General features: G+C 66.0%; 11 protein-coding genes. 4 read left to right on the top strand and 7 right to left on the bottom strand.

Annotation, left to right across the window (positions count from 1 at the left end):
- Positions 1-2: 2 nt before the first annotated feature.
- Both ligB and JFY56_RS23350 read left to right on the top strand, forming a co-directional pair.
- A complete protein-coding gene (ligB, locus tag JFY56_RS23355; RefSeq protein ID WP_208316667.1) occupies positions 3-1676 on the top strand; it encodes an NAD-dependent DNA ligase LigB in 1674 nt (557 codons plus the stop codon).
- Positions 1677-1736: 60 nt separating this feature from the next.
- Complete coding sequence (locus JFY56_RS23350; protein ID WP_208316733.1) at positions 1737-2480, top strand: metallophosphoesterase; 744 nt, start codon at positions 1737-1739, stop codon at positions 2478-2480.
- A 102-nt stretch (positions 2481-2582) separates the two neighbouring features.
- Here the strand turns inward: JFY56_RS23350 and JFY56_RS23345 are convergent, their stop codons facing one another.
- From JFY56_RS23345 to JFY56_RS23320, 6 genes are all read right to left on the bottom strand, one after another.
- Entirely contained in the window at positions 2583-3545 is a 963-nt protein-coding gene (locus JFY56_RS23345; protein WP_208316666.1) for an alpha/beta hydrolase family esterase, read from the bottom strand.
- Between the two features lie 197 nt (positions 3546-3742).
- Positions 3743-4204, bottom strand: a complete 462-nt coding sequence (locus JFY56_RS23340; RefSeq protein ID WP_208316665.1) for a c-type cytochrome — start codon at positions 4202-4204, stop codon at positions 3743-3745.
- Positions 4205-4321: 117 nt separating this feature from the next.
- Positions 4322-4708, bottom strand: a complete 387-nt coding sequence (locus JFY56_RS23335) for an MAPEG family protein (protein ID WP_208316664.1) — start codon at positions 4706-4708, stop codon at positions 4322-4324.
- Between the two features lie 60 nt (positions 4709-4768).
- Complete coding sequence (locus JFY56_RS23330; protein WP_208316663.1) at positions 4769-5599, bottom strand: EamA family transporter; 831 nt, start codon at positions 5597-5599, stop codon at positions 4769-4771.
- Positions 5600-5677: 78 nt separating this feature from the next.
- The gene (locus JFY56_RS23325; RefSeq protein ID WP_208316662.1) at positions 5678-6085 is read right to left on the bottom strand and encodes an acyl-CoA thioesterase; all 408 of its coding nucleotides are present in this window, start codon (positions 6083-6085) and stop codon (positions 5678-5680) included.
- Positions 6086-6142: 57 nt separating this feature from the next.
- Positions 6143-7051 carry a LysR family transcriptional regulator gene (locus JFY56_RS23320; RefSeq protein ID WP_208316661.1) on the bottom strand — a complete coding sequence of 303 codons (909 nt, stop codon included), beginning with the start codon at positions 7049-7051 and terminating at the stop codon, positions 6143-6145.
- A 230-nt stretch (positions 7052-7281) separates the two neighbouring features.
- Between JFY56_RS23320 and JFY56_RS23315 the strand changes: the two genes are divergently transcribed.
- Positions 7282-8463, top strand: coding sequence for an acyl-CoA dehydrogenase (locus JFY56_RS23315; RefSeq protein WP_208316660.1), 1182 nt, complete (start codon positions 7282-7284; stop codon positions 8461-8463).
- Between the two features lie 114 nt (positions 8464-8577).
- Positions 8578-9801 carry a CaiB/BaiF CoA transferase family protein gene (locus tag JFY56_RS23310; protein WP_208316659.1) on the top strand — a complete coding sequence of 408 codons (1224 nt, stop codon included), beginning with the start codon at positions 8578-8580 and terminating at the stop codon, positions 9799-9801.
- A gap of 123 nt (positions 9802-9924) precedes the next feature.
- On the opposite strand, the gene JFY56_RS23305 is transcribed toward JFY56_RS23310, so the two are convergent.
- Complete coding sequence (locus JFY56_RS23305; RefSeq protein WP_208316658.1) at positions 9925-12384, bottom strand: TonB-dependent siderophore receptor; 2460 nt, start codon at positions 12382-12384, stop codon at positions 9925-9927.
- Between the last annotated feature and the right edge of the window lie 25 nt (positions 12385-12409).

Here is a 12409-nt window from a genome sequence, read left to right as displayed (position 1 = left end):
CCATGCGCTATCGCCTCGCCCTCATTCTCTGTTTCGTTGTCGGCCCGACGCTCGCCGCAACCTGCCCCGACTGGACCCCCGAGCGCTCCCGCACGGAGCTTTCCACCCTGGCACAGCAACTGGAAAGCTGGAATGACGCCTATCACCGACAGGGCGCCTCGCCGGTCGCTGACGAACTCTACGACCAGGCCCGTGCTCGCTTCGAGCAATGGAGCCATTGCTTCCCCCAGCAGGCGCCTGACCTCCCCGCCCCGCTGGACAGCAGCGCCGGAACGGTGCGCCACCCGATTGCCCATACCGGGCTCGACAAACTCGCCAGCGCCACCGCCGTGCAGGAATGGCTGCGCGGTCGCAGCGATCTATGGGTGCAGCCGAAGGTGGATGGCGTGGCAGTCAGCCTGGTCTATCGGGATGGAGTGCTGCAGCAGGCCATCAGCCGTGGCGACGGTCTGCGCGGCCAGGACTGGACGGCCAATGCGCGCAAGGTGCCGGCGATTCCCGCAAAACTGCCGGGGGAGCATGGAAGGCTGGTGATCCAGGGCGAGCTGCACTGGCGCCTGACCGGGCATGTGCAGGTCCGGCAGGGCAGCCTCGGCGCCCGTGGAAAAGTCGCCGGAGCCATGGCGCGGGAAGACATTGGTCGGGATGCGGAAAATATCGGCCTGTTCGTCTGGGAACTGCCGCTCGGTCCAACGGACATGCCTGGCCGCCTGCAACGCCTGAAGGAGCTGGGCTTCAGCGACAGCGCCGGGCTCACTGAACCGGTACACGATTTCGCCGATGTGCAGCGCTGGCGCGAGCACTGGTATCGCAGTCCCCTGCCATTCGCCAGCGATGGCATCGTCATCCGCCAAGGCAGCCGCCCCACTGGAGAAAGCTGGCAGGCGCAGCCGCCATCCTGGGCCAAAGCCTGGAAATATCCCTTCGCCCAGGCGCTCGCCGAGGTGCGCGCCGTGGCGTTCAACATCGGCCGCAGCGGGCGCATCACGCCGGTGCTGCAACTGCAATCGGTGGTGCTGGACGGCCGGAATATCCAGCGCGTCAGCGTCGGTTCGCTGCAACGCTGGCAGGCGCTGGACATCCGCCCCGGCGATCAGGTTGCCATCGCCCTCGCCGGCCTGACCATTCCGCGCCTGGACGGAGTCGTCTGGCACTCACCCGAACGCACGTCCATCGATGCGCCCCGTGCCGAAGACTTCCACGCCCTGAGTTGCTGGCACCCGACGCCCGGCTGCGCGGGTCAGTTCCTCGCTCGTCTGCAATGGCTGAGCGGCAGACAGGGCCTGGGCATGCGCGGCGTCGGCCCCGGCACCTGGCAGAAGCTGCTGGATGCCGGTCAACTGGACGGACTGCTCGACTGGCTACAACTGCCGGCGGAGACCCTGACGAAGACACCCGGCTTCGGCGAACGCAGCGCCGGCAAGCTGGTCGAGCAATTCCAGCTCGCCCGCCAGCAGTCCTTCCGCCGCTGGATGAATGCCCTTGGCGCTCCCGCCGCCGACTCGCTGCCCACTGGCGAAGACTGGGACACCCTCGCCGCCCGCAGCGAAGCGCAATGGCAGGAGCTCCCCGGCATCGGCGCCAGCCGCGCGGTCCAACTCGCCGCGTTCTTCAGGGATGCCGAGGTCCTGCACCTGCGCCAGCAACTGCGGGAAGCCCGCGTGCAAGGCTTCTGATGGCGCCGACGGACACTTGTGCGCAGAATGTCCCATCCCTTCGCCGAAGCCCGAGCCACCATGCGCATCCGCATCCTTTCCGACCTGCATCACGAACACTTCGGCGGCCTGCGCCCGCTGCCCGAAGTGGAGGCCGACGTGGTGGTGCTCGCCGGCGATATCCACGAACACCTGCAGGGCCTGCACTGGGCGCGGGAGGCCTTTCCCGACACGCCCATCGTCTATGTCTCCGGCAATCACGAATTCTACAACTCGGACCTGCCCGAGTTGACCCAGTCCATGCGCAACCTCGCCCGCGCGCTGGAAATCCACTTCCTGGAGAACGACGCGGTAGTGCTCGGCGACGTGCGCTTCCTCGGCGCGACGCTGTGGACCGACTTCCAGCTCTACGGCAGCGAGGCCGCCGTGCTGGCGCACCAGAAGGCGCTGCGCCTGATGCCGGACTTCCATTGCGTGGACTACTTCGGCGCGCCCTATACGCCGGAACTCAGCAGCAGCCTGTTCCAGGCCTCCCGCGACTGGCTGGCGGAACGGCTGGACGAGCCCTTCGCCGGGCGCACCGTGGTCGTCACCCACCACGCGCCGAGCGCCCGTTCGATCCCGCAGCAGTATGTCGGTGACAGTCTTTCCCCGGCCTTCGCTTCCGACCTCGAAGCGCTCGCCGCACGCTGCGACCTGTGGATTCACGGCCACGTGCACGACCGCATGGACTACCGCATCGGCAAGGCGCGTATCGTCGCCAACCCCGGCGCCTATCCGGGCGAGGACGGTGGGTTCGATCCGTATTGGGTCATCGAACTGTAGGTTGGCGCTGAGCAACGCGAAGCCCAACATCGCCATCGTTGGGCTTCACTGCGTTCAGCACCAACCTACGCGAGTTCTGGTCCAGCCACGTGACAGCAGCCCCTACAACTGGCTGAAGAACCGCCAAATCACCTCCGGTCCATCCAGCTCCGGATCGACTCGCCCGAGCAGGCGTGGCGGGCGGTAGCCCTGCTGCGGTAGCAGGTGGCCGCCGCCGTGCACGCTCACCAGCTCCACCGGAGGCGTACCGGGCGCCTGCCAGAGCTGGCGTTCCGACCAGACCGGTCCCCACGTGGTCAGACGCTCGGGGCTGGCCTCGCTCTCGATGCCGTTAAGGCGCGCGAGGAACATTGCGGTCTGCTCCGTCGACAGCACTCTGCCGCTGTCACCGAAGCCGAACAGAGTCACCGCGCCGCCCCGGTACGGGTTGATCGGGTCCTGGGTGCCGTTCATCAACAGGGCGGCGATGGGCTGTGCCGGCGGAGGGCAGCTGTAGTCCTGGGCCGTCGGCAGACTGGCCGCGACCGTGGCGATCCCGCTGAGCAGTTGCGGCGCCTCCGCCGCCATGCGGAAGGCCATCTGCCCTCCGTTGGAGTAGCCGGTGACATAGATGCGGCGCGGATCGACATTGCGTTCGCTGCGCACCTGCTCGATCAGCCGGGAAAGGAAGCGTACGTCGTCGATCTGCCGGCGCCGCGCGTCGTGGCTGGAGGCCTTGCGGCAATCGTTCCAGCGGCCACCGACGCCATCCGGGTAGAGCACCAGAAAGCCCTCGCGGTCGGCCAGCGTGTCGAAGCCGTAGCCGCTGTCCCGGCGCATCTGCTCGCCGTTGCTGCGCGCGCTGTGCAGCACCACCAGCAACGCCGGATTTTCCGACAACTGGCGCGGCACATAGAGGACGTAGTTGCGCCGCAGCCCGGCCACGCGCAGGGTGGAGTCCTCGCTGGTGCCGGTCAACGCCGGGCGCCTGAGCATTTCGCTCGGCACGTACCACCAGACGCCAACCAGCAGCAACGCTGCCAGTGCACCGATGAAAAATTGCAGCAAGCGGATGACCACGCGCATGGTGCCCTCCTCTCCACTGGCCACTCGGGCCCGATGAATGGAGCACATCTCGCGGAACAGCGCATAACCGGTCGCCCCATGGGCAACTCTAGTCGCTCGACGGGACGGCAGGCAGGGGAAAATGCGGATGTTCCCGAGCCTTGTCTGATTTCAGACCAGCATGCTCGTGGCAGTTCCGCATTGCCGATGAAGTGGGATTACAGGGCGCGGAATTTCTTGTGGCAGCCTTCGCAGGCGTCTTCCACCGCGGCGAAGTCCTTGCGCACCTTGTCCGGCGTCGGCGCCGCCTGGCGGGTGTTGGCTTCCAGCGTTGCGACCGCCTGCTGGAAAGTCTTCGCATCGGCCTGGAACTCCAGTTGGCGCTGCCAGATTTCCTCTTTCGCCCGGGTGTCGTCGCTGTCCATCTCGGCCGGCTTGGTGCTCGGGAAGAACTGCCAGGGCTTGTCGGCCAGTTCGCTGAGCTTCACCGAGCCGGCGCGGAACTTGTCCGCATCGAACGGAATGCGGTCGCGCAGCATCCCACCCATGTCTTCGCTGGTGCGCAGCATGTCCTTGAAGATCACCTGGCGCTTGGCCAGCGGGGAATTCGGATCGAGGCGGTTACAGCCGGCCAGGGCCGAGCCGGCCAACAGCAGGACGAGCAATGTCTTCAACTTCATGGGAATGCTTCTGGGGCTGGTCAATCACGGAGCGGCGGATTATCCGCCCGACTCCCTGATTGATCCATAGCCAGTCGACCGGGTTGCGGCCATCTGCCGCAACCCGTGATCGGCAACTCAGGCCGAGATGACGAACAGCGCGATAACAATCGCCATGCCGACGAACCACACCAGCGAACGCAGAATCGCCAGGTCGGCGAGGTAGAAGATGAAATACAGCAGGCGGCTGGTGACCCAGCCGATCGCCAGGGTATCCACCAGCGCCGGATCGGCGTTGTCCACCACGTAGGCGACGATGACGGCGACAGCAAACGCCGGCGTCGCTTCGAAGCTGTTCAGCTGGAAGTAATGCGCGCGCTTCCGGAACCCTTCGAGCCCGGCGAGGAAGCTGCGCGCGTCGTGGTTTTCCTGAAGGCCGAAGCCACGGCCGCCGAACTTGGCAGTCCAGGCGCCCAGATAAGGCAGGCACAAAGCGATCAGCACACACCAGAAGGCGATGGTCATGTCGATGTCTCAGTGAGGATGAAGCCGCCAGCCTGCAACATCGGGCTGCGCTCGTCCATCTCACAGCTTCATCAACAGCATGCCCGCCAGCACCAGCGCACAGGCCAGCAGACGCGGCAGGCCGAAGGGCTCCTTGAGGAAGCGCATGCCGAACAGCACCGCCAGCAGCACGCTGGTTTCGCGCAGGGCGGCAGCTTCGGCGATCGAACCGAGCTGCATGGCCCACAGCACCAGCCCGTAGCTGGCCACCACGCAGACTCCAACGGTGATGCCGACTCGCCATTCGTTGATCCAGAAGCGCGCGAAGGCGCGGGTGCGGGCGAACATCGCCAGCAGCGGGAACGGTCCGCCGGAGAGCAGCGTCAGCCAGACCAGGTAGTCCAGCGGCTGCGGCCAGCGCTTCAGGGCGTTGCCGTCGGTCCAGGTGTAGCTGCCGATGCACAGCCCCATCAGCAGCACGACCGGATAGGCCACCCAGGGCAGGCGCGCACCGCCGCCACCCTTGAGCAGGCAGAGCATGCCCACGGGGATCAGCAGGATGCCGAAGATCTGCCGGTCGCTCAGGGTTTCGCCGCCGAAATACAAAGTCAGCGCCAGCACCACCAGCGGCGACAGCCCGCGCATCAGCGGATAGACCAGGCCGAGGTCGCCGACCTTGTAGGCCTCGATCAGCAGCACCCGATAGACCAGTTGCAGGGCGGTGGCGGCTAGCAGCCAGGGCCAGACTTCGGCCGGCGGCGTGTCGATCCAGGGCAGCAGAACGAGGGCGACGAGCACTCCGACCACGTCCATGCAGGCAACGACCAGCAGGCGGTCGCTGCTGAATTTGACGAGCGTGTTCCAGGCCGCGTGCAGGACGGCTGCAAGAAGCACCAGGGCGGTAGCGAACACGGGAATCCCCATCTGGTATAGACCAAACCGGATTCTATCCCGTCATGCCCCTCCTCCCGCAAGCCCGCCGCGACGCGCTCAGGCGTCGGACATCGCCTCGTCCTTGAACTGGTCCTTGATGTAGAGGATTTCCGTGCGTCCGTGTGGCGCCGGCAGACCATCCGGCCCCATGTTGACGAAGACCATCCTGTCGACCGTGAGGATGCTCTTGCGGGTGATCTTGTTGCGCACTTCGCAGGTCAGGGTGATCGAGGTGCGGCCGAACTCGGTGGCGGTGATGCCCAGTTCGATGATGTCGCCCTGGCGCGCCGAGCTGACGAAGTTGATCTCCGACATGAACTTGGTGACCACGCGCTGGTTGCCGAGCTGGATGATGGCGTAGATCGCCGCCTCCTCGTCGATCCACTTCAGCAGGCTGCCGCCGAACAGGGTGCCGTTCGGGTTGAGGTCTTCGGGCTTGACCCATTTACGGGTGTGGAAATTCATATGGGCTCCTTGCGGTATCGCCTTGTGGGCGGGATGCGCGGGTTTCGCCGATAGGCGTTATTCGAGGCCGGCCTCGGTACGGTAGATACGGGCCTCTTCCACCAGCCAGTCGCGGAAAGCCCCCACCGCCGCCGACTCCACCCGGCGCTCGGGAATCATCAGGTAATAGGCGTTTTCGCTCAAATAGGCATGCTGCATCGGTACGATCAGCCTGCCCTCCTCCAGTTCCCGCTGGATCAGCATCGGCGGAATCAGCGCCACGCCCATGCCGTGGATGGCGGCCTGGGCGAGCATGGAAAACAGCTCGTAGCGCGTGCCGCTCATGTCATGGGCGACGTTCAGCCCCAGCGAGCCGAACCACTGGCGCCAGGCGTACGGCCGGGTGGTCTGCTGCATCAGCGGCAGCTCGGCGATTTCCCCCGCGCTCAACTGCGTGCGGCCGGCGGTCAGCTCCGGGCTGCACACCGGCACCGGGTTCTCGCGCATCAGGAAGTGCGCGGAGGTGCCCGACCAGACGCCATCGCCGAAATACAGCGCGGCATCGAACTCGGTATCGGCGAAGAGGAATGGCCGGGTGCGGTTGGTCAGGTTGACCGTCACTTCCGGATGCAGCTGCTTGAAGGTCTTCAGCCGCGGCAACAGCCAGCGCGTGGCGAAGGTCGGGACCACAGCGAGTTCGATGGTGCCGCCGCCCTGCTGGCCCATGACGGCCAGGGTGTCGCGCTCCACCGCATCGAGCCGCGCGGCGACCCTCCGGCTGTAGCTGAGCCCCGCCTCGGTGAGCTTCACCCCGCGCCGCGAGCGGCGGAACAGCTCTACGCCGAGGAATTCCTCCAGCCCGGCGATCTGCCGACAGATGGCGCTCTGGGTCAGCGCCAGCTCTTCCGCGGCCTTGGTGAAGCTCTCGTGACGGGCGGCCGATTCGAAACTGACCAGCGCCGCCGTGGTGGGAATCTTGCGTCGCATCGAATGCCTCTCCGGAATTTCGTAACACGCAATTCATGGCGAAAACCGGCAGCGCATCGGCATCAGACGCCACCAGTTCGATTCGCGAAGATCACGGAGTGAGAAAATAGCACAGCAGCGTGCGAATTATTCGTTTGCCGGGTTTCCCGACGGCTGACTAGGATGGCCGCCAATGCACCCACCTACACTTGAGTGGGCTCCTCCCTGCCTGTACCCCGAGGTATCCATCCATGGCCACCAAAGCAAGCTTCAACTGGGAAGATCCGCTGCTGCTGGATCAGCAACTCACCGAAGAAGAGCGCATGGTGCGCGACAGCGCCCGGCAGTTCGCCCAGGACAAGCTGGCCCCGCGCGTGCTGGAAGCCTTCCGCCATGAACAGACCGACCCGGCGATCTTCCGCGAGATGGGCGAAGTCGGCCTGCTCGGCGCGACCATCCCCACCCAGTACGGCGGCAGCGGCCTGAACTACGTGTGCTACGGTCTGATCGCCCGCGAAGTCGAGCGCGTCGACTCCGGCTACCGCTCGATGATGAGCGTGCAGTCCTCGCTGGTGATGGTGCCGATCAACGAATTCGGCAACGAAGCCACCAAGCAGAAATACCTGCCGAAGCTGGCCTCCGGCGAGTGGATCGGCTGCTTCGGCCTGACCGAGCCGAACCACGGTTCCGACCCGGGCTCGCTGATCACCCGCGCGAAGAAGGTCGACGGCGGCTACCGCCTGACCGGCAACAAGATGTGGATCACCAACAGCCCGATCGCCGACGTCTTCGTGGTCTGGGCCAAGGATGACGAAGGCCAGATTCGCGGCTTCGTGCTGGAGAAAGGCTGGGAAGGCCTGTCCGCCCCGGTCATCCACGGCAAGGTCGGCCTGCGCGCCTCGATCACCGGCGAGATCGTGATGGACAACGTGTTCTGTCCGGAAGAGAACGCCTTCCCTGAAGTGCGTGGCCTGCGTGGTCCGTTCACCTGCCTGAACTCCGCCCGCTACGGCATCTCCTGGGGCGCCCTGGGTGCCGCCGAAGCCTGCTGGCACACCGCCCGCCAGTACACCCTGGACCGCAAGCAGTTCGGCCGTCCGCTGGCTGCCAACCAACTGATCCAGAAGAAACTGGCCGACATGCAGACCGAGATCACCCTGGCCCTGCAAGGCTGCCTGCGCCTCGGCCGGATGAAGGACGAAGGCACCGCCGCTGTGGAAATCACTTCCATCATGAAGCGCAACAGCTGCGGCAAGTCGCTGGATATCGCGCGCATGGCCCGTGACATGCTGGGCGGCAACGGTATCTCCGACGAGTTCGGCGTGGCCCGCCACCTGGTCAACCTGGAAGTGGTGAATACCTACGAAGGTACCCACGACGTCCACGCGCTGATCCTCGGCCGCGCCCAGACCGGCATCCAGGCGTTCTTCTAACTCGAACGCCACGCTCCCTGCAGGAGCGAGCTTGCTGGCGATCCCCATATCGCCTGCTTCGCGAGCAAGCTCGCTCCTACAAGAGCGCCCGCCCCTTACCAAAGGAGTCCAGCGATGTCCGGCGCTCTCTCGCACATTCGCGTCCTCGACCTTTCCCGCGTACTCGCTGGCCCCTGGGCCGGGCAGATCCTCGCCGACCTCGGCGCCGAAGTGATCAAGATCGAGCGCCCGGAAGTCGGCGACGACACCCGCCACTGGGGACCGCCGTTCCTCAAGGACGCCGAGGGCCGCGACACCAGCGAGGCGGCCTATTTCCTCTCGGCCAACCGCAACAAGAAATCCGTCACCCTCGACTTCACCCAGCCGGAAGGCCAGCGCATCGTCCGCGAACTGGCGGCGAAATCCGACATCCTGCTGGAAAACTTCAAGGTCGGCGGACTTGAGGCGTACGGCCTCGACTACGCATCGCTGAAGAAGATCAATCCAAAGCTGATCTACTGCTCGATCACCGGTTTCGGCCAGTCCGGCCCCTACGCCAAGCGTCCGGGCTATGACTTCATGATCCAGGGCCTCGGCGGCCTGATGAGCATTACCGGGCGCTCCGACCAGGAAGTCGGTGCCGGCCCGGTGAAGGTCGGCGTGGCACTGACCGACATCCTCACCGGCCTGTACTCCGCCACCGCCGTGCTCGCCGCCCTGGCGCACCGCGATGTCAGCGGCATCGGCCAGCACATCGACATGGCCCTGCTCGACGTGCAGGTCGCCTGCCTGGCCAACCAGACCCTGAACTACCTGACCACCGGCAACCCGCCGCGCCGGCTGGGCAACGCGCACCCGAACATCGTGCCGTACCAGGACTTCCCGACCGCCGATGGCGACTTCATCCTCACCGTCGGCAACGACGGTCAGTTCCGCAAGTTCGCCGAACTCGCCGGCCACGCCGAATGGGCCGACGACCCGCGCTTCGCCACCAACAAGGCGCGCGTCGCCAACCGTGAGGTGCTGATCCCGCTGATCCGCCAGTCCACGGTGATGCGCACCACCGCCGAGTGGATCGAGATCCTCGAACGCGCCAGCGTGCCGTGCGGACCGATCAACGACCTGTCGCAGGTGTTCGCCGATCCGCAGGTGATCGCCCGCCAGCTGCGCATTGACCTGCCGCACCCGCTGGCCGGCAGCGTGCCGCAGGTCGCCAGTCCGATCCGCCTGTCCGAGACTCCGGTGGAATACCGCAACGCGCCGCCGACCCTCGGCCAGCACACCGCGCAGATCCTCGCCGACGTGCTCGGCCTGGACGACGCCGCACAGGCGAAGCTGCGCGAAAGCAAGGTCATCTGAAGCACCCCGCCCGTCGAGCGGCGGGCGGCCGGTCCCTCCCCCAGGGGCTGGAATTCACGCCACGGGCTGTCACGGCCCCGTGGCGTTTTTTTTGCGCAGCCCATCGCAACGGCAGCCGTTCGCTCAGAACTCGCCGCGCAGGGTCAGGGCGATATTGCGCGGCTCGCCCCAGTAGTAGCCCGTGGCGGTCGGCCGGACCTGTCGGTAGTAGTGCCTGTCGAACAGGTTGCTGGCGTTGAGCTGCAGCGAATAGTGCTCATCGACGCGGTAGCCGAGCATGGCGTTGTACACCGCATAGCCGCCCTGGCGGGCTTCGGCCGCGCCGCTGCGTTCGTAGATGTCGCTCTGCGCCTGGACGCCGCCACCCACCGTCCAGGCCGAATAGGCACCCGGTAGGCGGTAGGAAGTGAACAGCTTGAACATGTGCTCGGGATCGCCGGTACGCAGCGGGTTGCCGGTATTGCTGAGGGTGTCCTTCAGGTATTCGGTGGTGGTGTAGGTGTAGCCGCCGCCAACCTGCCAATCGGGCAGGACTTCGCCCGACAGCTCGATTTCCACACCCTCGCTGCGGGTCTTGCCGGAGGCCGTCTTGCAGTAGCCGGTCGGGTAATACGGCGGGCAGGACTGGACGCCGCCGGTGGCGTCCGGATCGTCCAGCGCCTTGCCCACCTGGTTGGTGCGGAACACGGCGATGGAGCTGTTCAGGCGCCCTTCATAGAACTCGCCCTTCAGGCCCAGCTCGTAGACCTCGCCGGTCAGCGGATCGAGCAGCGAACCGGACGAGTCGTAGGCGGCCTGCGGGGAGAATATCTCGCTGTAGCTGGCGTAGGCGCTGATCTGCTCGGTCAGGTCGTAGATCAGCGCGGCGTACGGCACGACTTCGCGGTCGACGCTGTAGTCGCCGGTAGCGGTGGTGTTCTGCTCGAAGTCGAACCAGTTCAGGCGGGCACCGACGATCGCCGTCAACGGGTCGGCCAGGGAGATGTTCCACGAGCCGTAGACGGCGTTCTGCGTGGTCACCGTGTCGGTCGAGCTGTTGGGGACCGTGAAGAACGGCAGCGGGATGTTCGACGGGTCCCAGTTGCGCACATCCACGTTGGTCAGCACGTTATTGAGGAAGTTGGTCTGCAGGGCGGTGCTGTCGACCTTGATGCGCTCGGCACCGACCGTCAGGTGATGCTCGCGGCCGAGCAGGCTGAACGGCCCGTCGAGCACGGCGCCGAGGTTGGTGTGGGCGGTCTTGCTGCCGCCGTCGCTGCGGGTTACCGACATGTTCATCAGGTAGGGATTGGTGGTGCTGGCCCGGGAGATGAAGGTCTGGTAGAAGCCGCGGTCGTTGTAGGCGAAGCGGGTGCGGGAGGCGGAAAGCTTGAGCCGCCAGTCGTTGTCGAAGAGATGCTCCAGATCGCCGAACATCTGGAAATTGCTGCGATCCCAGCGCGCCCAGTCGGCGCCGAGGAAGGTGTCGCGCGACAGGCCCAGCGGCGAACCGTCGAAGTCGGCCGGCAGCCCGCCCCAGGCGCCGGTGGCGTCCAGATCGGTGTATTCCAGGCCGCCGGTCAGCGTGGTGCTGTCGCCCAGGTCGGCGGAGAGCACCGAATACAGCACGCTCTTGCGCTCCGAGCGGCCGTCCTGGAACAGGTCGCGGTCGTCGTGCACGGCGATCATGCGGCCACGGATGGCGCCGTCGGCGGCCAGCGGGCCGGAAATGTCGGCCACGTAGCGCTGGGCGTCCCAGCGTCCGGCGGTGGCGCTGACGGAGCCATGGGCCTCGCGGGTCGGCCGCTTGCGCACCAGGTTCACCGTACCGGACGGGTTGCCCGAACCACGCAGCATGCCGCTGGCGCCGCGAAGGACTTCGACATGGTCGAGGAGCGCCGAGTCGGGCTGGATGAAGTTTCCGTTGCCGGTGCTCTGGGCTACGGTCGCGCCATCGAACTGCACGGCATCGATCGCATAGCCGCGCGAGTAGTAGTTGACCCGCTCGCTGTCGGTGTAGTTGACGGCGATGCCGGGCGTCTGTTCGAGCACCTGGGTCAGGTTGGTGAGGTTCTGGTCCTGCAGGCGTTGCTCGGTCAGCACCGTCACCGACTGGGGCGTGCGCCGCAGCGACTGCGGCGTCTTGCCGATCGAGATCAGCCCGGTGGTGTAGGAGCCGCTGCCTTCGGTGACTTCGCCAAGCCGCTGGCCGGTGATGTCGGTGGCGCTGAGTTCCAGGACTTCGGCACTGTCCCTTTTCGGAGCCAGCAGGAAGCTGTTGGCCGTCTGCGGCAGCACCTCCAGCCCCGAGCCGCTTAGCAGGATATCGAGCGCCTGCCGGTTGTCGTAGCTGCCGGAAACTCCCGCACTGCGCTTGCCCGCCACGGCAGCGGCCTCATAGGACAGGCTGACGCCGGACTGGCGAGCATAGATGTCGAGCACGGCGGCCAGCTCGCCGGCCGGGATGCTCCAGCTCCGTACCTGGCCAAGACCGGTGGCCTCCCGGGCCTGGACGGCAAGGGGCAGCATGCTGGCGCTCAGGGACAGACCGAGCAGCACGGCGCCGATGGCACTGCTCAAGGGTGTGGCGGAAAGGGTTCTCATTGCCTGTAGATGCTCTTTCGATAGG

The organism is Pseudomonas schmalbachii (genome assembly GCF_017589465.1).
Taxonomy (GTDB): Bacteria; Pseudomonadota; Gammaproteobacteria; order Pseudomonadales; family Pseudomonadaceae; genus Pseudomonas; species Pseudomonas schmalbachii.
This window is presented reverse-complemented; position numbering and strand designations above follow the sequence as displayed.

What these genes read in the sequence shown, in the direction of transcription:
- ligB (WP_208316667.1), top strand. Translation starts at nt 3, where the DNA reads ATGCGCTATCGCCTCGCCCTCATTCTCTGTTTCGTTGTCGGCCCGACG.
- JFY56_RS23350 (WP_208316733.1), top strand. Translation starts at nt 1,737, where the DNA reads ATGCGCATCCGCATCCTTTCCGACCTGCATCACGAACACTTCGGCGGC.
- JFY56_RS23345 (WP_208316666.1), bottom strand. Translation starts at nt 3,545, where the DNA reads ATGCGCGTGGTCATCCGCTTGCTGCAATTTTTCATCGGTGCACTGGCA.
- JFY56_RS23340 (WP_208316665.1), bottom strand. Translation starts at nt 4,204, where the DNA reads ATGAAGTTGAAGACATTGCTCGTCCTGCTGTTGGCCGGCTCGGCCCTG.
- JFY56_RS23335 (WP_208316664.1), bottom strand. Translation starts at nt 4,708, where the DNA reads ATGACCATCGCCTTCTGGTGTGTGCTGATCGCTTTGTGCCTGCCTTAT.
- JFY56_RS23325 (WP_208316662.1), bottom strand. Translation starts at nt 6,085, where the DNA reads ATGAATTTCCACACCCGTAAATGGGTCAAGCCCGAAGACCTCAACCCG.
- JFY56_RS23320 (WP_208316661.1), bottom strand. Translation starts at nt 7,051, where the DNA reads ATGCGACGCAAGATTCCCACCACGGCGGCGCTGGTCAGTTTCGAATCG.
- JFY56_RS23315 (WP_208316660.1), top strand. Translation starts at nt 7,282, where the DNA reads ATGGCCACCAAAGCAAGCTTCAACTGGGAAGATCCGCTGCTGCTGGAT.
- JFY56_RS23310 (WP_208316659.1), top strand. Translation starts at nt 8,578, where the DNA reads ATGTCCGGCGCTCTCTCGCACATTCGCGTCCTCGACCTTTCCCGCGTA.
- JFY56_RS23305 (WP_208316658.1), bottom strand. Translation starts at nt 12,384, where the DNA reads ATGAGAACCCTTTCCGCCACACCCTTGAGCAGTGCCATCGGCGCCGTG.